This window comes from Pelosinus fermentans JBW45 (assembly GCF_000271665.2).
Classification (GTDB): Bacteria; Bacillota; Negativicutes; order DSM-13327; family DSM-13327; genus Pelosinus; species Pelosinus baikalensis.
Genome location: NZ_CP010978.1, coordinates 4,152,578 through 4,174,402 on the forward strand (window position 1 = coordinate 4,152,578; position 21,825 = coordinate 4,174,402).

At 38.7% G+C, this 21,825-nt stretch carries 16 protein-coding genes; 6 read left to right on the forward strand and 10 right to left on the reverse strand.

All coding sequences use genetic code 11. From position 1 onward, the window contains the following. Positions 1 to 103 precede the first annotated feature (103 nt). Positions 104 to 2,830 carry a fibronectin type III domain-containing protein gene (locus JBW_RS24185; RefSeq protein WP_007960466.1) on the reverse strand — a complete coding sequence of 909 codons (2,727 nt, stop codon included), beginning with the start codon at positions 2,828 to 2,830 and terminating at the stop codon, positions 104 to 106. 704 nt (positions 2,831 to 3,534) lie between these two features. Here JBW_RS24185 and JBW_RS18375 point away from each other — a divergent pair. Then, positions 3,535 to 4,989, forward strand: a complete 1,455-nt coding sequence (locus JBW_RS18375) for a putative porin (RefSeq protein ID WP_007960455.1) — start codon at positions 3,535 to 3,537, stop codon at positions 4,987 to 4,989. A 74-nt stretch (positions 4,990 to 5,063) separates the two neighbouring features. On the opposite strand, the gene JBW_RS18380 is transcribed toward JBW_RS18375, so the two are convergent. After that, positions 5,064 to 6,677 (reverse strand): response regulator, encoded by a 1,614-nt coding sequence (locus JBW_RS18380; RefSeq protein ID WP_007960453.1) that lies wholly within the window; start codon positions 6,675 to 6,677, stop codon positions 5,064 to 5,066. Next, on the reverse strand, positions 6,670 to 8,499 hold the full coding sequence (locus tag JBW_RS18385; protein ID WP_007960450.1) for a sensor histidine kinase: 1,830 nt from the start codon (positions 8,497 to 8,499) through the stop codon (positions 6,670 to 6,672). The genes JBW_RS18380 and JBW_RS18385 overlap by 8 nt, the downstream gene beginning before the upstream one ends. A gap of 396 nt (positions 8,500 to 8,895) precedes the next feature. Between JBW_RS18385 and JBW_RS18390 the strand changes: the two genes are divergently transcribed. Then, a complete protein-coding gene (locus JBW_RS18390; protein ID WP_007960449.1) occupies positions 8,896 to 10,116 on the forward strand; it encodes an SAM-dependent methyltransferase in 1,221 nt (406 codons plus the stop codon). Positions 10,117 to 10,801: 685 nt separating this feature from the next. Further along, on the forward strand, positions 10,802 to 11,077 hold the full coding sequence (locus JBW_RS18395; protein WP_007960448.1) for a hypothetical protein: 276 nt from the start codon (positions 10,802 to 10,804) through the stop codon (positions 11,075 to 11,077). A 41-nt stretch (positions 11,078 to 11,118) separates the two neighbouring features. Here the strand turns inward: JBW_RS18395 and JBW_RS18400 are convergent, their stop codons facing one another. From JBW_RS18400 to JBW_RS25120, 7 genes are all read right to left on the reverse strand, one after another. Continuing rightward, on the reverse strand, positions 11,119 to 11,838 hold the full coding sequence (locus JBW_RS18400; RefSeq protein WP_007960447.1) for a peroxiredoxin: 720 nt from the start codon (positions 11,836 to 11,838) through the stop codon (positions 11,119 to 11,121). A gap of 270 nt (positions 11,839 to 12,108) precedes the next feature. Next, positions 12,109 to 13,734 carry a ribosomal protection-like ABC-F family protein gene (gene abc-f, locus JBW_RS18405; protein WP_007960446.1) on the reverse strand — a complete coding sequence of 542 codons (1,626 nt, stop codon included), beginning with the start codon at positions 13,732 to 13,734 and terminating at the stop codon, positions 12,109 to 12,111. A 380-nt stretch (positions 13,735 to 14,114) separates the two neighbouring features. Further along, the gene (locus JBW_RS18410) at positions 14,115 to 14,705 is read right to left on the reverse strand and encodes an indolepyruvate oxidoreductase subunit beta (RefSeq protein WP_007960445.1); all 591 of its coding nucleotides are present in this window, start codon (positions 14,703 to 14,705) and stop codon (positions 14,115 to 14,117) included. A 1-nt stretch (position 14,706) separates the two neighbouring features. Continuing rightward, entirely contained in the window at positions 14,707 to 16,485 is a 1,779-nt protein-coding gene (gene iorA, locus JBW_RS18415) for an indolepyruvate ferredoxin oxidoreductase subunit alpha (RefSeq protein WP_007960444.1), read from the reverse strand. Positions 16,486 to 16,698: 213 nt separating this feature from the next. Then, positions 16,699 to 17,763 carry a hypothetical protein gene (locus tag JBW_RS18420; RefSeq protein ID WP_007960443.1) on the reverse strand — a complete coding sequence of 355 codons (1,065 nt, stop codon included), beginning with the start codon at positions 17,761 to 17,763 and terminating at the stop codon, positions 16,699 to 16,701. A 31-nt stretch (positions 17,764 to 17,794) separates the two neighbouring features. Beyond that, positions 17,795 to 19,504 (reverse strand): LytS/YhcK type 5TM receptor domain-containing protein, encoded by a 1,710-nt coding sequence (locus JBW_RS18425; protein WP_007960442.1) that lies wholly within the window; start codon positions 19,502 to 19,504, stop codon positions 17,795 to 17,797. A 478-nt stretch (positions 19,505 to 19,982) separates the two neighbouring features. After that, on the reverse strand, positions 19,983 to 20,285 hold the full coding sequence (locus JBW_RS25120) for a hypothetical protein (protein ID WP_162484833.1): 303 nt from the start codon (positions 20,283 to 20,285) through the stop codon (positions 19,983 to 19,985). A gap of 327 nt (positions 20,286 to 20,612) precedes the next feature. On the opposite strand from JBW_RS25120, the gene JBW_RS18435 reads away from it, so the two are divergent. The 3 genes from JBW_RS18435 (at position 20,613) to JBW_RS18445 (ending at position 21,771) form a co-directional block, all read left to right on the forward strand. After that, positions 20,613 to 21,047, forward strand: coding sequence for a DUF134 domain-containing protein (locus tag JBW_RS18435; protein ID WP_007960440.1), 435 nt, complete (start codon positions 20,613 to 20,615; stop codon positions 21,045 to 21,047). Between the two features lie 61 nt (positions 21,048 to 21,108). After that, the gene (locus JBW_RS18440) at positions 21,109 to 21,483 is read left to right on the forward strand and encodes an iron-sulfur cluster assembly scaffold protein (RefSeq protein WP_007960439.1); all 375 of its coding nucleotides are present in this window, start codon (positions 21,109 to 21,111) and stop codon (positions 21,481 to 21,483) included. 66 nt (positions 21,484 to 21,549) lie between these two features. Then, positions 21,550 to 21,771, forward strand: a complete 222-nt coding sequence (locus tag JBW_RS18445; protein WP_007960438.1) for a DUF5320 domain-containing protein — start codon at positions 21,550 to 21,552, stop codon at positions 21,769 to 21,771. The last annotated feature ends 54 nt before the right edge of the window (positions 21,772 to 21,825 follow it).

The window sequence follows — 21,825 nt, forward strand, 5'->3', positions numbered from 1 at the left end:
TCTTATTTACTCTTCCACTACACTAATGAAAAACCGTCCTGAACCCTTGAACTTTCAATGGTCCAGGACGGTTTGTTATTATTACTGACTCATCTTTAACTTACTACTTTTTCGTAGTTACACGTATACTTGGACCAGTTCCAGTCCATTTTCCTGCAGTATCACCAGCTTCCACTTTAAAGGTGTAAGTGGTATTGGGTGCGAGCCCTATCACAGTGAACGTGTTGCCCTCAACGGTATACGCCGTATTTATTAGAGTAAACTCTGTATCGTTTTTTATCGGTTTTCCATCTTGAAATATTCTATAACCAACAATTTGTTTATCATCTACAGCCATGGGCCAATTAAGGGTCACACTTATATTCGTTACGTTACTACTGGTTATTTTACTATTTGCCAGCCACTTTGGTGCCCCAGTGTCATACCCCGGTTTCGTAGTCACGTCTAACCTTAAGCCATATACAATTTCATTCCCAGAAGCGTCTACTGCCTTCACATTGAAAAGATACTTTGTTCCAGGCACGAGCCCTGTAACATTATAAGCACTTGTATTGCCAGCAACAACAGCTACCAGCTTGTCTTTTTCATAGATGGCATACTGTTTTATACCATACAAATCTGTCGCAGGTTTCCATGCGATATTCACCCATGTCGTACCTACTTTAACGGATTTTACAATTTCTTTTCCTTCAGGCATTACAGGGGGCACATTGTCCTTCACACCTTTTGTTACTACTTTCAAGCTTGGTCCGCTGACTGTCCAATTTCCTGTTGCATCGGCCGCCTCTACCTTAAAATCATAGGATAGAGCTGGTGCCAGGCCTGTAACCTTATGGATTGATGCATTCCCTGGAACTGTAGCTACGATGGAATTTTCATTCCATATCCGATATTGAGCCACCGCCACATTATCTTTTGCTCCAGTCCACTTCAGCGTTACATTGTTTTCCTCAATAGCATCAGCCAATAATGTACTCTTATCTGACCAGACTGGGCCAATCGACGCGTCAGCTGTTACTGGCGTTGCTGTAGTATCCTTATCAAATGAAAGTCCTATCGAATTGGTAATAACCCATGGATTGGACGTCTTATTGTCAAATGTGACTTTGCTAAAAGAGCTATTCTTCATATAGTCAATTTTAGTAGGTTTTACATTATAGAATTTCACATTTTCAAAATTAATATTTTCATGAAACCCGTTACTTACTCCTGCTACTTCAATGGCAGGAGCACCAGTGGTGTCTACCGTGCAATTTTGAATAGTCATATCCTTGAACCGCCCTGGTGCGGAAGCAGGTTCAAATTCGACTACTGCATTTGGATCAGAATAAGCTGACGTAAAGATGAATGCTTGCAGTTTAATATCTTTCAGCGCATTATCCCTGAACAAGATGTTTCTGGCACCACCGCCAGTAGCGTTATTGGTTTTGCTGCGAAGACCTGTATCAGTATGATTAATAACATTATCTTCTGCCAATATATTCTCTGTCCATGCAGCTGTATGACTTCCTGTTACAATAGCTCCATGTCCTTGTCTAAAATAATTGTTAAAAATCCAAGCATTTTTAGTCGATTCTTCCTTTTGACCAGCAGCCCCTTGCCCCGCTGCAAAATTCATGCAGTCATCACCTGTATCAAAGAAAGTATTAAATACAGTCAAACCATTTCCATGAGCAAATTCAATTCCATCGCCATTATTAGCATCATAAGTCTTCATAATTACACCATTTACTGTTACATTATTGCAATTTAAGTTGATCAAAGTGTGGTTGGCAGGATTGACTGCGGTAAAACCACCATAGTACACATTCGTAACACCTCTTAGCGTAATCATACTTGGTCTTCTAGGATAAACGGCTTTAAAGTTCATCTTATTCATTGCCATTGCTTTTTCAATACTGGTTTTTGCCAGTATACCGATATTAAGAGCATGATTAGGATCAAGAACGTTATCTTTGCTGCTATTTTTAGCTGGAAGATATACGGGTAATGAAGAGTCTTCTTTGTCAAAGCCGTCTTGTATCCAGCCATTGCCATCAATTGTGCCTTCGCCCACAATTCGAATATTCTTGATACTGCCATAGTCATAGGTATGGGCATTGATCAGTGAGTAAAAACGCTCGTCTGTAGAATAATCATATAACAAATAGTGATAAGGATACTCATCAGCGTTTTCTGTAGCCAAGAGAGTTGAATCTTTACCAATTTCAAACGTCATATCACCTTTGAGCCAAATAGCTCCTGTCTTAAATATTCCAGCAGGTATCAACACTTTTCCGCCTGGAGTACAGGCGTCAATTGCTGCTTGAATGGCCTTTGTATTTGATGTAACGCCATCCCCAACTGCTCCATAGTCAACGATATTAAATATTTTAGGAATCGCTGTTGTGGATTGCTTCACGCGAATACTGTCGGGTGATTCTTTTCCATCTTTATCAACTGCCCTGACTGTAAAAGTATAGACTGTATTCGCCTTAAGATTAGTAGCAGTGTAATTATGCATTGTTATTTTTTGTGCAGCGCTATTACTAGCATCTCTATAGAAGTTATCAATGTTTGTTTTTGCCAGGGAATGATTGCTTTCATTCGCATTGCCTACCAACTTACCGTTCATATAAACATTGTAGTTTACAATGTTCGAGTAATTCTCGGGCTTTTCCCATACTAACACAATGCTTTTCTCATCATATGCTAGGGCAGGAACTCTCAAGTTTTGCGGTGGCAGTACAGTGGCTGCAGATGCTTTTGCCATATCCCCTCCCAAACCGTACACTTGACAGATCACTAGCAAAACTATCAATACCAACGATAACCGATTTGCTCTCTTCATGTAGTAACTACCTCCTAATATGCTTCTCCTCACTTGACTACTTGGCATTTTCAAAACGGTCCAACGCTTCTAATAGCTAATGATAACTATCATTCACTAAGTTTTTATTGGTCATCGATTTTGTTTCATAACAAATCCTCTCCTTTTAAATATTCAGGCTTGACTTATTGCAGTATAAACAACAATCAATTTTCTGTAAATTTAATTTCTTCAGATAATTATTTAAAATCTTAAGCAATATTTCTTCTACAGCTACTTTTGTCATATAAAAAAAGGAATCACCAGTCATGGCTGGTGATTCTGTTATTCTAGGCAGCCTCTGGCACCTCACTACCAATTTACCAGATGGAAAAATAGCTTTACAAGATGCGCCTGCTTCCTAACTCTATGTCATTTATATTAAAAATGGGACGCTATTAAACTTAAGAAAGTGAAGAATAATCTTAATATATTAAATTGTCAAAATCTTCTTATTTGTTTAAAGTAAAAGTAGACATTTTTTGAAATAAAATACAAAAATTTACTTATTCAGGGTCTTTGACCATCGGGACTGTCGGCATTGGAGGTGCATACTGGATTTTGCCAGACCGTTCTAATGATGGTAATAGATATAGGGATAGGATAGAACCGTTGAGGGAACATGTGCAACTCAATATACTCTATTTGATTCCCCTACTATATAAAAAAACTAGGAGGAGAAAAACATGAAAAAAAGTTTAACTCTGGCACTTGCTGTAATGTTTGGCTGTAGTGTTGCAGGTACAGCATTTGCGGCAACCGGAACGGAAAATCCGTTTACAACAGTCCCGTCCAATCATTGGGCATATCCTGCCGTGACACAACTAGTAAAAGCAGGCCTTATTGATGGCTATAACGATGGCGATTTCCGCGGTGATCGCGCTATCACTCGTTATGAAATGGCTTCATTGGTTGCCAAAGCAATGACCCATGTCGACAAAGCAGATGCTGCTGATAAAGCTGCGATTGACAAACTTTCTGCAGAATATGCTAACGAACTCAACAATTTGGGGGTTCGTGTAAAAACTTTAGAAAAGAAAGTTAACGCTCTTGGCAAAATTACAATTGGTGGTGAATTACGCATCCGCTACGATTATGCTGGTGATGGCGTTTCAGGTTTTAGCGATGCTAATTCTGACAAACGGAAAAATGGCCAAGAGCGGTTCCGCTTGAATATGAGCGCTCCTTTGGATGATAACTGGAAAGTATCTGCCCGCTATGAATCGCAAGCCGCTAAATATGGTGGCAGCGGCAGTGACAACCTGAATGTCCTGGCCCGTGCTTATGTAGAAGGCGACGTTGCCGGAATGCATGTATTGGCAGGCCGCGGCAATTTTAAAACCTTCAATGCCTATACCGGCTGGGATAAAGATAACTGGGACGGCGCAGGCGTTACTATCGGCAATAAATTAACTTTAGACATGTATGCTATGAAACATGGCGGTACTAATAGTACTACTACTTATACTACTACTGCTGTTGTTGATTCAAGTGGCAATCCTGTTCTTGATAAAAATGGCAATCCTACTTATACTACTAAATCAACTTCTGCCTTCAAGCAGGTTAATACCTGGTACAAATTGTCTCAGTTGAAATACTCTTTCTCTCCCGACTTCACTATGGCTGCTCAATGGTTAAAGAATCCTGTCGAAGATAGGGGCATAACAGGTGGTAGCTATGACACAATAGGTATCGGCTTTAAATATAGCGGAATTAAAAACATAACATTAAGCGCTGAATACGCTAAAAACAGAGCTACTAAAATTATGGGAACTGACGCTGCTGGTACTCTTAGCAGTAAGGTGGCTACTACAAACGATAAGCCTGTAGGCTATGAAATTAAACTAGATTACGGCAAAGCGGATAAAAGCAAAGTTGGCACCTGGGGTTCTTGGGTCGGCTACAGATATGCCGAAGATGGCTTTGACCGCAGTGACGTGACCACTGGTTTCCGTCATGATAATGCTAAAGCAGCTCGTATGAACAATATTAAAGGTGTGGAAGTTGGATTAGATTATACCTTCATTAAAAATACTAAATTTCAAGCTTTCTACATTGCCGGTAAAGCTGTAAATGGGAATGATATTGCCGGTACGGACAATAAACATATGACATATGCTCAAATGGAATTATTCTTCTAATCCGAATAATTTGATAAAAAATCGTAGACAAAAAGGCACTTTACGCAAATCGTAAGGTGCCTTTTGCCTTAAATTTATAACTTATTTTTAAATTCAATAGGTGGAACGCCCGTATATTTTTTAAAACAGACACTAAAATACTCCGGGCTGCTATATCCCACTACATCTGCTACTTCATAGGTTTTCATGTTATTGCTTCTCAAAAGTTCCATCGCTTTTTTCATTCTTAGCTGTAATAAAAAATCTGAAAAGGTAATGTTTCTTTCCTGCTTAAACAGTGTGCTCAAATAAACCGGGTTCATGTGCACATGCTTAGCTACTTCCTGTAATGATAATCCCTGCTTTTCGTAATGTTCTTCAATATACTTTGCGGCTTCTCCTATTACCCCACTCCTGTGACTCTCACGCTGCGTTGTCATAAATTGAGCAAGATCACATGCCACAAACTTGATCAAGTTCGTAATTTCCTGAATGGTTTGCATTTCATTAATTCGACTGTAGTAAATAGATACATTTCCCTGCTGCGTTTTTTCCCATTCTTGTGCCCACTCAGCCGCACCTCGAAATAGAGATATAATTAACTGTACTGCAAGGAGGCGAACATAATACAGTGATATATGACTTTGCTGCATCATCTTACTTTCCAAATCATCGACAAAATGCAAAGCATCTTGCACCAAACCAAGCTTTACTTTATCTACAAGTTCAATTTCTTGCCCACTGATCTTTACACTCTTATCATAACTTGACGATCTTCCACCAACATCCAACATGGAGAAAACTCTATTTTTACCAATAAAGTGGCGATAACTAAATACAGACCGTGCCTCCCCATAAGATGATTCAATATTAGAGATTCCATGATACGCTCCCCCAAGAGCAATCGTCACTGTTGTTTCTAAATATTCTTCTACCGTATTTTTAATCTGCTCTGCTAAAGCCCTTGCATTTTCTTCTGCTTTTTCGCAGGTTTCATTGCTAGAATAAATTAGAATCAGTTCATCCTTTTCTAATTCAACGACGCCTCCTTTTCCCTCAGCAAATAGTAACTCTTCACAAATATTGAAAATACAGTACCTTAAGGCTTCTCTTTTTTCAATAGGCTGCTCTACTGTCCCCACTAGTTCCTTATAATACTCATCAATCTTGACTAAAAAAACAATAAAAGTTTGACCTGTTAATTCAATACCTAATGACCTTGCTTCCTGTATTAACTCTTCTTTATTATTTTCTTTACATTCCGTCAAATTTTTTAAAAATGCTTTTCTAAAAAAAGGCTTTGCTTCACTTATTTTTTGTTGTGCCCTATTCTCGACATCCCATTCTCCAGCTGCTTTTCTTACTTTTTCTAGTAGTATTTCCTTATCTACCGGCTTAAGCAAATAATCAAAAGCTCTTATTTGTATCGCTTGTTGTGCATATATAAAGTCATTATATCCTGTAAGAAGAATTAACTTAATCATCGGATATCGTTCCTTAACAATACGTGCCATATCCAGACCATCCATAAATGGCATCCTAATATCAGATATTACAATATGAGGATGAAATTCTTCAATTAGTTTGAGCCCCTGTTCCCCATCAGCCGCCTCTCCTCCAAGCTGAAACCCATACTCCTCCCAAGGTATTGTCTTAGCCAGCCCCTTGCGAATAATTCGGTCGTCATCAATAATTAAAATTCTATGCATTTCGCCTGTCCTCCAATTGTTTCATCGGAATGATAACTTTTATTACCGTTCCTTCATGCAACTCACTTGCAATCTGCAATCCAGCTTCCTTTCCATAATGAAGTTGGAGTCGTTCATGAACACTACGCACACCCAGACCAAGCTTCTCAAGCCCTTGGTCTCTATTATCCAGGCTGCTCCGGACTTCTTGCAGCCTCTCCCGGCTCATTCCAAGTCCGTTATCCTGCACTTCAAAACATAAGACCCCATCCCGTTCATAGCCGCTTACCTTAATCCAGCCAATTCCCCTCTTTTGCTTTACGCCATGATAAATTGCATTTTCCACCAGTGGCTGCAGTGTTAATTTCACAATACTATAGGATAAAATCTCAGGTTTCACATTAATTTCATAAGAAAAGGCATCACCATAGCGCATCTCTTGAATAAATAAATAATTACGTATATGAGAAAACTCCTCTTCAACACTGATAATTTCCTTGCCACAGCTAATACTTATGCGGAAAAAATTTGCTAAAGCTGTAATCATCGCACTGGCGTCTTCATTCAATCCCATATCACATAATCCCTTAATGGAATACAATGTGTTATACAAAAAGTGTGGATGAATTTGTGTCTGTATTACCGAAAATTCCAACTGCCTCTTTGTTTCCTGATCGATGTTAATCTGCTCCAGCAAATCTTTTACTCGCTCTACCAAATCTTTTACTCCCTGATTTAAAACTCCCATCTCATTCAATGGATGAGTATCAGTAACAAAATTTATATTCTCCCCCTGTATGCGCTTCATACTATCCGTCAGAACTGAAATCGGTTTTGTGATATAAATAGCCAACACATTTGTCAAAAATACAGCAACAATAATTAATAAAACAATCAGCGACAACGTAATATATTTTATATACTTAACTCGATCCAAAATTTCTTCCTGTGTAAATACAGCCGCAAGCTTCCATTGATTGGTCTGCAGAGTATCATAGATAACAACCATTGTCTTGCCTTTAGGGGTTTTAAATTCAAGCCTTCCTTCTTTCTCCTTGATTTCCTGTAATTTTTTTATTACCTCGTTATTCATCTGATATTTTTCGTCAATTTTTTTAAAAGTCATTGCATCTTCCTGATTCACTAATATTAAATATCCACTTTTACTAAGTAATGATTTGCTGAAAACTCTCTCAAAAAAATCATACCGCAAATTAAATAAAATAATTCCATTAATCTTTGCATTTTCCCGTCCAAAAAGTTTGAACATACTGATAACTCTACTCGGATTTTCTCCACGTTGTATGTCTTCCGAGCGGGAATTCTGCCAATATATATCATACGGATTGTCTGTATATCTCTTACGATATTGCTTATAAATAAATTTGAGCATGGAACTGGAATCATCACCTCTAAAAAAAACAAACTTGCCATTATGGAAATTGATGTAAATCGAGTCAATCAGAGTTCCATTAACCGATCGAATCCCATTAACATGAGATTGTACCTTCAAATAATCTTCAGGACTAATATCCTCAGGTTCTTTATTCATAACAGTAAGAAGATCAGGTTCATTCGACACTGCATTCAATTGCTGCAGCGCATCAGCAAACCGATTATCAAGATAATTTCCTGTTTGAAAAACAATGGTTTTAATATTATGGTACGCATTTTCCTCAATCTGCGATGCAGCCAATAAATATGATGTCATCCCTGTAATAAAGATAAAGAAGATAATGATCGGTATATAAAAACTGAGAATAGTAGATTTAAACGAATACAGAAATTTTCGTGCAAACTTATCTTTCAACCATTTAATCAGCATTTCTATCTTTTTTTTCAAGACGCCCCCCCTTTCTACTGTCGCAAGATTCGCACTATTTAAGCATGATTACACCATATACTTAATTCCCCCCTTACTCAAAAGATGTCTGTATCTACTTTTGTCACCTAAATTCTCCATTTATTTCTATTTATTCGATAATAGTTAATTAACCCCTTTAAAAAAGTAATATAAACTTAATTTTTACCTCATTTCTGATTGCAAAAATAAACATCAGCAAAGATTTTCTGCTTTGCTGATGTTACTAATCAAGTCTGGCCCTAATTCTCCATTCTGCTCCCGTAGTGAGTCATTTATCAGCATTTTTCAGGAAGGAAGCCGTGATTCTCCGAAATTTTGTGCCTCTCCAATATTTGACATTCCTTTTTAAAAGGAAGAAAATGAAAAGAAAGCTAAATGGTTGGTGATTTTCTTATGAAGCTTAAAGGAACATCGCTTTTGGAAAAACAAATTCTAAATACCATCTTTGAAAAAATTGATCACGGCAGCCTTGGTGTCCGCTACTGGGATGGCGAAGAAATTGCCTATGGTCAGTCAAGAGGGAAAACCAAGCTCATTTTTAAAACGGTGCCACCATTCAATTTCGCCAATGACCCTGTCCTTGCTATGGGTGAAGCCTATATGAGCGGAGATCTTGATTATGAGGGGAAACTGGAAGATTTCCTCCGGCTACTCGATGCCAATCCCCAGGTTTTCGCAAAAAACAGTGTCTTAACAAAGACTGTTCAAGCAATGAGTGGGCTAACCAGTCGATTTCAAGCCAAACAGAATATTCAACATCATTATGATCTTGGTAATGATTTCTTCTCTTTATGGCTTGATAAAACGATGAGCTATTCCTGCGCCTACTTCAAACATCCACACGATACCCTGGAACAAGCTCAGTTGCAAAAAATCGACTATATCTTGAAGAAGTTGAATCTAAAACCGGGCGAAACCTTACTCGACATAGGCTGCGGCTGGGGCTGGCTCATCATTAAAGCCGTGCAAACCTATGGTGTCAAAGCTGTAGGTATAACCTTGAGCGAAGAACAATTCCAAAAAAGCCAGCAGCGTATTGCCAGTTTAAACCTAACCGATCAAATAACCGTAAAACTGTTAAATTATCTTGACCTGGACGAGAAAACGTACTGTTTCGATAAAATCGTCAGCGTCGGCATGTTTGAACATGTAGGTAAAAAGAACATCCCTAACTATCTTGAGAAAGTATCCAGCCTGCTGACGCCAGGAGGTTTGTCGCTGCTTCACACAATCACCGATACCACTGAGAACAAACCGGAAAATTCATGGATCAAGAAATTCATATTCCCCGGCGGCTATGTCCCTTCCTTGCGTGAAGTCATATGGCAGCTGCCGGAATACGATTTCCATCTTCTCCATGGGGAAAGTCTCCGCATGCATTATGCCAAGACTCTTGACTGCTGGTATCATAATTTTTCCGACCACATCGATACCGTCAAAGAGAAATTTGACGACCAGTTTGTCCGAATGTGGAGTCTTTATCTCCAAGGCTGCGCTGCTGCGTTCCGGACGACAGGGCTGGATATTCATCAGCTTCTTTTTTCAAAAGGCTTAAATAATAATCTGCCCCTAACGTACGATCATTTACATAACTAACGCCTTTCTTCACCTAAGACCCCGCCCCACCTTAAATCCTAACTAATAGGGAAAGCCACTATTTATCTGTAAAAGTAAATAGTGACTTTCCCTATATCCTATGTTATGACACAATTAATAGGAAGACCAACTAATAAAGCCAATCATTTTAAATGTGATTACATCGTCCCCATCGTCCTTTTGAAAAAATATAATTTTTGAAATAAGAACTCATTTTTCACTTTACTTTTACTTGCAATCCCTAAGAAATGTAATATAATTAGGAATAGGTGGAAATTAAAAAAGTCGCCGTGTCCTGAGAGTGGTGGTACACTCCCAGGCACGAGCAGGTGTTCTGGCACCTACACGTAACAGCTAGCTGTCTACGACGACAATTTATTATACCGTGATTTTCCCTTGAAAACAAGGGAGATAGTACGTTGGGTATAGTAGCATTGTAGTTTTTGGCAGAAGCTTAGCGTCTGCATGCAATCAAAACGAAGCAAAGCGCATGTGTAGGTTGAAAAGACCTCGCATGCGTTTTTTTAATTTCCCCTGAAACAAACTGTATGCTGGTTTCTTCTATCCGCATCAGCGGATAGAAGAAACCTCCTACAGAATGAAGATGGGGGGATATAAATTGGTATCAGTTCGTTCCATTTACGACGGGCAAGACTCGAATTTCTGCAAGGAGAGGACAATGTAAATGTATAGAACCTACAGAACAACGAAAGACACAATTTGGGGTGAGGAAACGGAGAACATTGATATTACACTTAAATTGATCACGGATATGGATGGGAAACAATATGTGATGATCAAGAACCAAAAGGAAGATGCTATATATAATCTTTCCCTGGTAGGTCATATCACTGAAATAGTTAGCGAAGTTTCATTCGAAGAGTATAGAAACATTACCTATGCAAGATTAGATAAGGAATTGTTAGAGCAAGGGATCAAACCCAGGAGACGGCTTCCCTAAAGCTCCACATCGGAAGTCTCTCGCGAAAAAGTGAAATTTAATTAATACCTCTTCTTATGGGCAGAATATCTATCGTTCGGACATTTTACTTGATTTTTTGAGTTTAAATTATAATGACAGAACCACCAATCAAAACAACTTATTTCGCCATATTCATCTTCTTCTAACCTTTCTTTGGCGATTTTTTCTGTATTTGCTGGAGGTATAATAACATTACTGCCGATCAAATTATTCTGAGGCCAATTCGCTGGAGTCGCCACTTGATAGTTACTCGTTACCTGGAGTGCATGTATCAATCTCAAGATTTCGCTTATATTTCGTCCAACTTCTTGAGGATAATACAAAATGGCTCTAATGATTCCTTTATTGTCTATAATGAATACAGCTCTAACAGTATTTGTTCCCTTATTAGGATGAATCATACCCAATCGCTTGGCAACATTCCCCTGATCATCAGCGATAATTGGAAATTGAATTTCAACTTGTAAATTATCATATATCCACTCAATCCATTTTAAATGCGCAAACACTTGATCGATGGATAATCCCATTAGCTCCGTATTTAACTTACAGAAATCTTCCCGTCTTGTTTCAAATGCTACAAATTCAGTGGTGCAAACGGGTGTAAAATCACCAGGATGACTAAAGAGCATTAGCCATTTTCCTGAATAATCTCCAGGTAGTTTAATGTCTCCCTGGGTAGTCTTTACTATCATTTTAGGAAATGTATCTCCTATCAAAGGCATTCTTTCGTAAGCCATACCATCCACCTTCTTATCCTCCTCAACCGCCATAGCTTTATATTTATGTATAATATGAAGCCCTCAAGTGAAACGTTCAACTAACGAAATAACTTCACTCCTAGCAATTTTTTGACTATAACCTATGCAATGTTTACGGTGGAGGAATATAGAAAAAGCCACTATTTACTTTTATAGATAAATAGTGGCTTTCTCTACATTCCTACTGATATTGGTAAGCACAATTAAGCTGCATTATAATTGCTTACTTTCTAGCAATCAGGATCATGGCTATTTCATTTTTAAGAGTAACTCACGATACTCCTTGTCTAAATGATCTATGGTGTTTCTGTCTTTAGCAACAGATAATTTACTAAGCACTTCGGCCAAACGATGCTCTAATAAAAGTCGTCCCTCTTTAGCTGAATCCACCTTCTGCTCTTGTTTATATTGCAAATATTCTTCATAATTCCCAGAAAAAAGCCGAAGCTTTCCAGAATCAAATAGCATGAGATGGGTAGCGACGGAATTAATAAATTTTCGGTCATGAGAGGCCAGCAGTATTGTCCCTTTATACTCTGCCAACACAGCTTCAAGTGCTGCCAAAGATGGTAAATCCAAGTAATTTGTTGGTTCATCCAACAGTAGAACATTTGCTTTGCTCACCATAATTTGGGCTAGAGCGACACGTGTTCTCTCGCCTCCGCTCAATACAGCAACTTTTTTATACACATCATCCCGGCGAAATAGCAACTGTGCCAGCAGGCTTCTCACGAAGTTCTCATCATAGATACTATCTGTCATCACATTTACCAGTATCGACTTATCTAGATCAAGCCCCTCTATCGCCTGGCTGAAATATCCAAAGCGTACCTTGGGTGCAACATAGATCCCTTCAGCGTATGACAGAATCATATTCATTAACGTTGTTTTTCCGCAGCCGTTATCGCCAATCAGAGCTACCTTATAACCGTTAAAAATGCTAAATTCAGCCTGATCATACAATCTGCGATTGTCAAAGAATTTGCTTATCCCTTCTGCCCGCAGCACCATTTTGCTGTATAGATCATCGGTATTCTCCAAATCAAATATCACCTTAGGATTACCTTTGGGTTTATCCTTGACCTCTAGCTGACTCATTCGTGTTTCCATGGCTTTTACGGCTTTATCCAAGTTCGCTTTTGCTTTTTGATTCCCCATTTTGTGCAGTCGTGCTTCCGAATTTCCCATCCGGCTTGGAGTTTTTCTCATAGTCACTGCCTGCTGCCTGCGGTCGGCTGCCCCCGCCTCTAGTTTTTTCTTCTCTGCAAGATAAATTTCATATTCGCGGGCTTGCTGTGCTTTCTTCACTTCTTTTTCGGCAAGGTACTTTCGATAATTACCTGTATAAACCTTGATTTCTCCCTCTTGTATCTCCCAGATACTAGTACAAACCATGTCAAGCAATTCCCGATCGTGGGAAACAATGACAAAGGCACCTTGAAACTCTCGCAGCTTTTGCTGGACAAGTTCAGTTCCCTTAATATCCAGATTTGCTGTTGGCTCATCAGCCAGCAAGAAAGCAGTGTCTTTACTAAATGCTAAAGCAAGTCGGTAGCGAGTCTTTTCTCCCCCGCTCATTGTCTTCTCATACTGCATCCCAATTTGGAATTGATGAGCAAGACCTGGATTCATGCCATTTTCCTGCTCATAACTGCCATCTAGCTGAGCTATATAAGAAGGGGAACGATACTGAACAACCTTCCCTTCATCAGGCTGCATTAAACCTGCCATGATTTTTAGCAGAGTAGTTTTCCCTACTCCATTGGGGCCGACAATGCCGATACGGTCTTTTGAATACACCTTCAAATCGTCAATTTTAAATAAACAGCGATCTCCAACCGACGTCACAATATTTCTTAATTCTAATACTAACAAAAAAACCTCTCCTTTTTGGCAAAGAGAGGACATACGTACAGAAAAAAGAGCGCAGCAACACGCACCTATACATAATCCTCTCTAGAATTCAAATGAGCACATGAACAGAATCCTGCGTACTAATACAGGAATGCTCTCTCATTTGATTTACTAAAAAAGATTAATTGCGCATGTTCGTAATACCCTTTTCCTTCCGTTATATTTTGTGGTTCTAAACGTATTTTATCCAATACATCAGCAAATAGCAATAGAATACTCTTCCAATTATATATTGTGAACAATTAACTACTTTGATTAAGACTATGAAAAAAATGATAAAGAATTAGAGAATTAAAGCCGAATCCCTTATAGTCAGGGATTCGGCTTTAATGTTGTTGCGTTTATTTTGGGGACGAGAAACCTGTCCCTGTAAGTCCTGCATGAAAGGCTTCAAGGTTGATATCAACTGTTTTAGCTTTAACATGGTTCCTAATGGCCTGCTCCCAATCAATATTCTCCAAACTCATAGCTTTTACTAAAGCACCAAATAATACGATATTCATAGTCTTGGCATTGCCAAGTTGTACTGCAATTTCAGCAGCTTTCAGCACTGTTGTCTTCACTTTTTGCTGAATCACCTCCAGTATACCATCTGGGTAATCAATTTGCCCCATAAGAATAAGAGCGAAAGGAATCTGATAGTCATTAACAATCGCAGTTCCCCTAGGATTGATATATTCTAACCAGCGCAATGCTTCCATAGTCTCAAAAGCAACTAATATATCCGCTTGCCCCTTGCCAATTATCGGGGAATAGACCTTCTTGCCATATCTAACTTGAGTACTGACACTACCACCGCGTTGTGCCATGCCATGAACTTCAGACATTTTCACATCATATCCTGCGGTAATCAAACCATCCGACAATATTTTACTTGCAAGAATGGTCCCTTGCCCTCCTACACCTACTAAAAGTATATTTTTAACATCCATTTTATTCCCCCACCCTTGAAATTGCTTTTTGGGGGCATACTTGAACACATACCTGGCATGCAACACATTGAACCGGATCTATTTTTGCTTTCCTAGCGCCTTTATCAAATCTTAAAGCCGGGCAGCCCGTCCAAATGCACAACTTACAACCAATACATTTTTCCTCTTTTACTTCACAAGTCGACATGTAATTCCCAAATTCATCCTTATCGATCTGAGATTGTTTTTTTAGAACACACGGCCATCGCGTAATAATAACCGATGGTTCATCAAGACTAAGCGCCCACTCTAACGCTGATTTCACTCTAGAAAGTATCAGTGGGTTGATTACTCGCACATGATCAATCCCCACTGCTTTCACCACAGCAGCAATATCTAGAGCCTTTGTCGGCATTCCCTGAAGAGTAAAACCAGTACCAGGATGATCTTGGTGACCGGTCATCCCGGTAATTCGATTATCTAGAATACAAGTAATTGTATTGCTGTTGTTATACGCAGTATCCATGATACTGTTTATTCCCGTATGAAAGAAGGTCGAGTCTCCAATTGTAGCAATTACTCGCATGTTTTCGTTAAACTTGTTGAAAATCTTTTGTGCTCCATGTGCTATACTCGGAGCTCCTCCCATGCAAATAGCGCTATCTTTGGCACTAAGAGGAGCAGATCCTCCTAATGCATAGCAACCGATATCACCAGAAACCATAACATTTCTAATCTTAGACAACTCATAAAAAAAACCACGATGTGGGCAACCAGCACAAAGGACTGGCGGCCTAGAAGCAATAGAAGCAGAATCGTACTGAACTCTCTGTCTTTCTGTACCAATCAAACTTTTGGCTATAATATCTGGATTTAATTCATACATATTGGGAATTTTTTCTTTACCGATACAAGCAATACCGGCTTGCTTAATTTGTTCTTCTAAGTAAGGTTCCAACTCTTCCACAATATAGAGTGTTTCCATATTCGTAGCAAATTCCCTTATTTTCATCAGTGGCAACGGATAGGTGAAACCAAGTTTTAAATAAGAAACGGTATCTTCAAATACTTCTTTAGTATGTTGGTAAGCAATCCCCGAAGTGATAATCCCAATTTTACTTTCGTTCCATTCAAAATAATTGAGGCTTGTCTCGTTAGAATATTGCTCTAATTCTTTAAGTCTTCCGTCCAATTGAGCCCGTAAATTTCGCGAAACTGCAGGCACTAAATTATATTTAGCAAGGTTCTTCACATATGGCTTTTTGCCTACTTCTTGACGCTCGCCGATTTCCACTATACTTTTACTGTGACAAACCCGTGTCGTCATTCTCATTAATACAGGTGTATCAAACTTTTCACTAATTTCCATAGCCACTTTGATCATATCTTTCGATTCTTGACTGTCACTTGGTTCAATCATTGGGATCTTAGCAAATTTGGCATAGTATCTGTTGTCTTGTTCATTCTGTGACGAATGTAGACCAGGATCATCAGCAGTGATCAGCAGCATTCCCCCATTAACTCCCGTATAGGCAAAGCTAAAAAGAGGATCTGCAGCAACATTTACCCCAACCATTTTCATTGCTGCTAATGACCTTGCCCCTGCAATAGAGGCACCAATGGCACTTTCCAAAGCTACCTTTTCATTAGGTGCCCATTCAGCAATAATATCCTTTTTAAATTCTGCAATATTCTCCAATATTTCCGTGCTGGGAGTACCAGGGTAAGCAGCAGCAAAAGTAACTCCTGCTTCGTATGCACCTTGAGCCACAGCTTCATTACCTGTTAGTAACTTTCTCATCTAAATTTCTCCTTCCCCATTGTCCTTCGCAACTTTGACAGCTCTGAATCCTGATTAGAAAAACACCATTATTTATCTTTTACTGATAAATAATGGTATTTTTCTATCCTCCTATTCTAATTATAGGTTATTTAAATTGTTTGAGCGACCCGGCTAAGAATCCCCTCATACACTTTTACTTGATGTTGTTGAATTTTTTCTCAAGAAGACAGATTAACAAATTCTTTCTTTTTTTATATAAGAAAGAATTTCTTTGGCATTGTTATTGATTAATAAAATTTTATTATAATCAATTGCAATATTATTCAAATATTGTAAAACCAAAGCATCTTTACAAGCAGTTCCCGGCATTATTCCGGCAAAAAAGAATCCCATCTTTTCAAATTCAGGTGTCAGATAATAGGTCAAAGGATCGTTTAGGCTTAAGTACAAATGAATTACAACAAATTTCTCAGAACAAAATTTACTTAACATTGCACTAATTTCCGGAATTATCTTCTTTCCATATCGTACGATCTTTACGATTGCCTGTCTTAATTTCTTGTCAGCTTTAATTCTAAAATCTGACTGGCTATTTACATCGTTTTCTGATTTTTTTTCTGGTATTCGGCACTGAACACGAGCTACGCCAATATTTTTAAATAAGTTCTTAACCATGTTTTTATGTTTCTGTGGAGGATAGATAATCAGTGTTTTAGGCTTTACAATGTACATATAAGTTAACACTAATGTTAAACGCTGTGATTGTTCAGTGCTAATTTCCATAAACTCAACATTAGGGGCATACCCCAGCCAAATCCCGCAATCCTTGAAGCCATGGAAATATACTTGTTTTTGGGAAAATAGATGTTTGGTAACAGGTAAAATATAAATCCCCATGACTCCTTTAAATAAATTTGGCTTTCTATTTATATATAGATATTCAGCCAATTTAGTCAGTACCCCTCCATTGCGGAAAGCAGGCTTTACCACAGCTATTATCGGTTCAACAATTTGTGGGTCATCTACCGTTCGCAAAAGGGCCATATGACCGATAATATCCCCCTCATCTGTAACCGCTACAATTGATGTCAAATAACCGCTTTCATTTGCCTTGACAATTGCCGCTGGAGTATAATACTCCTTGTAACAATATGAATTACCATAACAATCTTGTATAATGCCGACAACATCAACAGCTTCGGCTGGTTTCATGACCCTGACGGTAACATTAAATTTAGGAAAAGTACTATCATATAGAAGATAATCCCTTAATAGTTGATTTTTCACTATTTTCATTGCAGAATCACCCCTGAGTATCAAAATTGTTTTATCCCATCATTCTCGTTGCGACATTATTGTCAGCTATCACCTCTGAGCTTTCTATCGATATTTTGAATTTTACCAAAAAGGTTGTTCCCTTTGAACTGCTTTCTATCGCTATAACTGCTCTATGTCGTTCCGCTATACTATAACAAATAGCAAGCCCTAAGCCAGTTCCAGTATCTTTCGTTGAAAAAAACGGAGTTCCTATCTTTTTCAGCATCTCAGCATTCATGCCTTTCCCCCGATCCTGGACGCTTAAAACCACTTCCCCCTTATCAACATAGGTACTAATTTTTAAAATTCCGTAATCCTCCATTGATTCAATTCCGTTTTTTGCTAGATTCAAAATTAGTTGCATCATCTCCTTTTTATCCATAAGTAGATCAGGAATATCCCCTAAATCCACATCAACATCTTTATTAATAGCTGCTTCATCTGTCTTTATTAAAGGTAATAGCGCAGAGATCAATGCATTGAGATTAGTCCGTTCAAAATTTACAGACTTTGTTCTAGCTAATAGAATCAGCTCACTCATAATCGAATTGATTTGATCTAGCTCTTGAATCGTTAAGTCGAAGTACTCTTTACAATGGCTCAAATCCTTCTTTGCACTTAAAAACTGCATAAAACCGCGAATGGTGGTCAATGGGTTCCGAATCTCATGGGCAATCCCTGTGGACATATGACCGGCCAGATTAAGCCGCTCTAGTCGCAATACTTCATTTTCTAATTTTTTCATCTCACCAATATCAATAAAAACGCTTAGTGTATGCGGCTTTCCCCCAATGTCAATTAACTCACAAAAGAGCAGACTGATTTGTAGTTTTCCTGTTTTAGTATAAATATGTGTTTCAAAATTGCTGATTGACTTTCCTTTACGCAATAACTGAACGATTTCGTCATAATCATCAATCAAGATATGTAAGTTTCTCAATGTTTTCCCAATTATTTCCTCCCTTGTATACTCAAAAGTTCGTAAAAAACTTTCGTTAACAGTGATATATCGTCCATCTTCTATTGACCTAATTGACATTGGACTAGGATTAAAATTAAAGGCTGTTGCAAAGCGTTCCTCACTTTTCTGTAACTCTCTTTGTGCACTATCTTTTTCAGCTTGATTTCTTCGCGCATGAATTACATTTTTTGTAACAAAAACAAAGATTGCAGCACCAACTGTATGAGCAACAGTCATTGGTATAGCAAATCTTTTAACAATATCTATTACCCCATCACTCCATTGTCCCATCATTAGTGTCAGTATCATATGGAATATTTCAAAACTAGCAGCAAATACTGCTGCTTCACATACCCCTGGCAGCTGTCCTTTTTTCCATCGGTGTACAAATCCACCTGCCAATCCAGCAAGCAGCGTTATCAACACTGCGGAATTAGTAACTTCTGCCGCTCCATATCGTAAGTCATATAAGCGGTACCCGCCACTAAACAAACCAGCACCAACACCAATAATGGGACCACCTAATAACCCAGCAAGCATCGGTCCAAGAACTCTGACATTAGCTATACCGCCTGCAATAGCGCCGTAAAGAGAAAAGATTCCAAACGTCAATGTAAATAAAACTTCGTTTTTAGTATTACGTTTTCCCTCAACTATTTCCCAATAATATTTTCTATGGCTTAATACATAAGCCATAACGATAATTACACACACATTGTTAATGGGAGATATAATAACATTAATTAAATCTTCATTCAAAAAACATCACCTCTACAGCGAAAATATAACATAAAGCACGAAAAATGTAAATATATGTTATAATTGGTAATTCATCATTTTAACTATTTCGCTCCATATCTAACAATGCCATCCAAAAGCTCCCTTGATGTTTCGCTAATAGGGATACAGGGCAAAAATATAAAAACTTCAGACTAATTTGACTCTCGAAGTTTTTTATTGATTTGCTTGATAGCTTATACTCACTGCTTCTCTTTCATTATTTTATACGTTAATAAAGCTATCAACATGATTGAGAGAGAGGCAAACTATTTTCTTATGGTAAATCCCTCCGCACTGCCTTGCCGCATAAGGCGATAATTGCCCCCATTAGTCCGGGACACAAACCGTGTTACGGCGAAAAGCATGTATCGTTTTTATCGTTACCATAGCAACAATCAGTGTAGTCACCGTCAATAACAGAGTCGCCAGCCACGCAAACAGTATAAGCCCTGTAAACTTAAAAGCCAGGGTGGTGGCAATCGTTACGGCGCACATGGGGAATGTGTATACCCACCAGGATACAAAAAAGTTTATCCTGGTAAAATTCCGCGCCATCGAGAATAACAAAAATTTGTAAACCTAAGACTTGCTCAAACCGCTGGTAGGCAATCGACAAACCGCATAGCCCCATCACGCTGGTAAATAGTCCAATAGGAAAATAGGATACCCCACTTACCAAAATCAATCCCCCCTTATAAGTATTGCTGTTTGTAAGAATCATCCCCCAAGCATCTGCCCTGCCACCACGGCATCCTGGCACATGCTACAATAGTATTGTATAATGGTAAAACAAAATCACGGAAGATTACGCTCCTGCTTTGTCTGACCTTATTGGTGTTAGGCTTGAAAATGATACTAAGTAAATAACAATATAACCTTGACAAGGAACCTACCAAAATTATATATTAGTTATGAAATATATTCCACAACTATTTTTTAGAGTCATAAGGTACAGTGCTGTATCACCTAATTGGTTTTTCGCAATCCAAGATAGCGGATACATATAAGCCCTCTTCCTTTCTTGACATTTTCCTTTGGATATTATATATTGATTATGAAATATATTTCACAATTAGAAAGGAGTACTATGGGTCGTCCACATAAAGAACGCCGAGTTGAACAACTGCCTCCTACCACTCACTATAAACCTGTAGGGATTCCCCTGCGCGACATTGAGGAAGTCATATTAACCATTGAAGAAATGGAGGCTATCCGTCTAGCAGATATCGAACAACTAGATCAAGCATCAGCCGCTGACCGCATGGAAGTATCACGGCCCACTTTTCACCGCATTGTCAATAGTGCTCATCAAAAAATAGCTGCTGCCTTATGGCAAGGACATGCGTTACGGGTAGATGGTGGTAACTTTCGCATTGCTCACCGATTTCAAGCAGATCTGCGTCATTGTATTTGCCATACTTGTGGTCACAAATGGTCCTTACCCCACGGTACCGGACAACGTTGCCATGATTTATCCTGCCCTCAATGTCAAGCTTCCACTGTTAGTCGTGACGATAGCTAAGCATATTTCACGTAATGATGAAATATGCTTCAAGTAAGTAATTATAATAAGGGGGTATTCAATGTATTCCGATACAGTGATTGATCATTTTATGTCACCCCGCAACGCATGGCAAATGCCAGATGCTGATGGAATCGGAACCATAGGTGAACCAGACTGCGGCGACCATTGCATGATGTTTATTAAGATTCGGAAAGAAATCATTCACGAGATCAGTTTTCTTATTTTCGGTTGTGGCGCCGCAGTTGCCTCTGGCAGCATGACAACAGTGCTGGCAAAAGGAAAAAGTATTAAAGAAGCTCTAGAGCTTACGGAACAAGACATCATTAATGGCCTGGACGGCTTACCCGAAGGGAAACAACACTGTTCTAATTTGGGCGTGGCTGCTTTACAAGCGGCCATCAAAGATTATCTAGCAAAACAGGGAGAAAGTTAGGTTAAAAAACTTTTTTTAGCCTAGTTATGAAATATATTTCATAATTTTCAAAAGGAGGTGAATACTATGCCAAGAAGAGATGGAACTGGTCCGTTGGGTAATGGACCAATGGGCCGCGGTCGTGGCAATTGCCAAGGTACATTTTTAGGATGCAATATGCGAAGATTTTTTGGTTTTGGCAGTAATAATACTATGAACCAAAAATCTTTAGAAGTTCAGGCAGCTCACCTAGAAGAACAAGCTGCTAGCCTACGGAACATAGCCAAACAGAACCGTAAAGCCGAGTAATTCTAATCACCACATCTGCAAATTTGCCTGTTTCCCAGGCAAGAGTAATCTCAA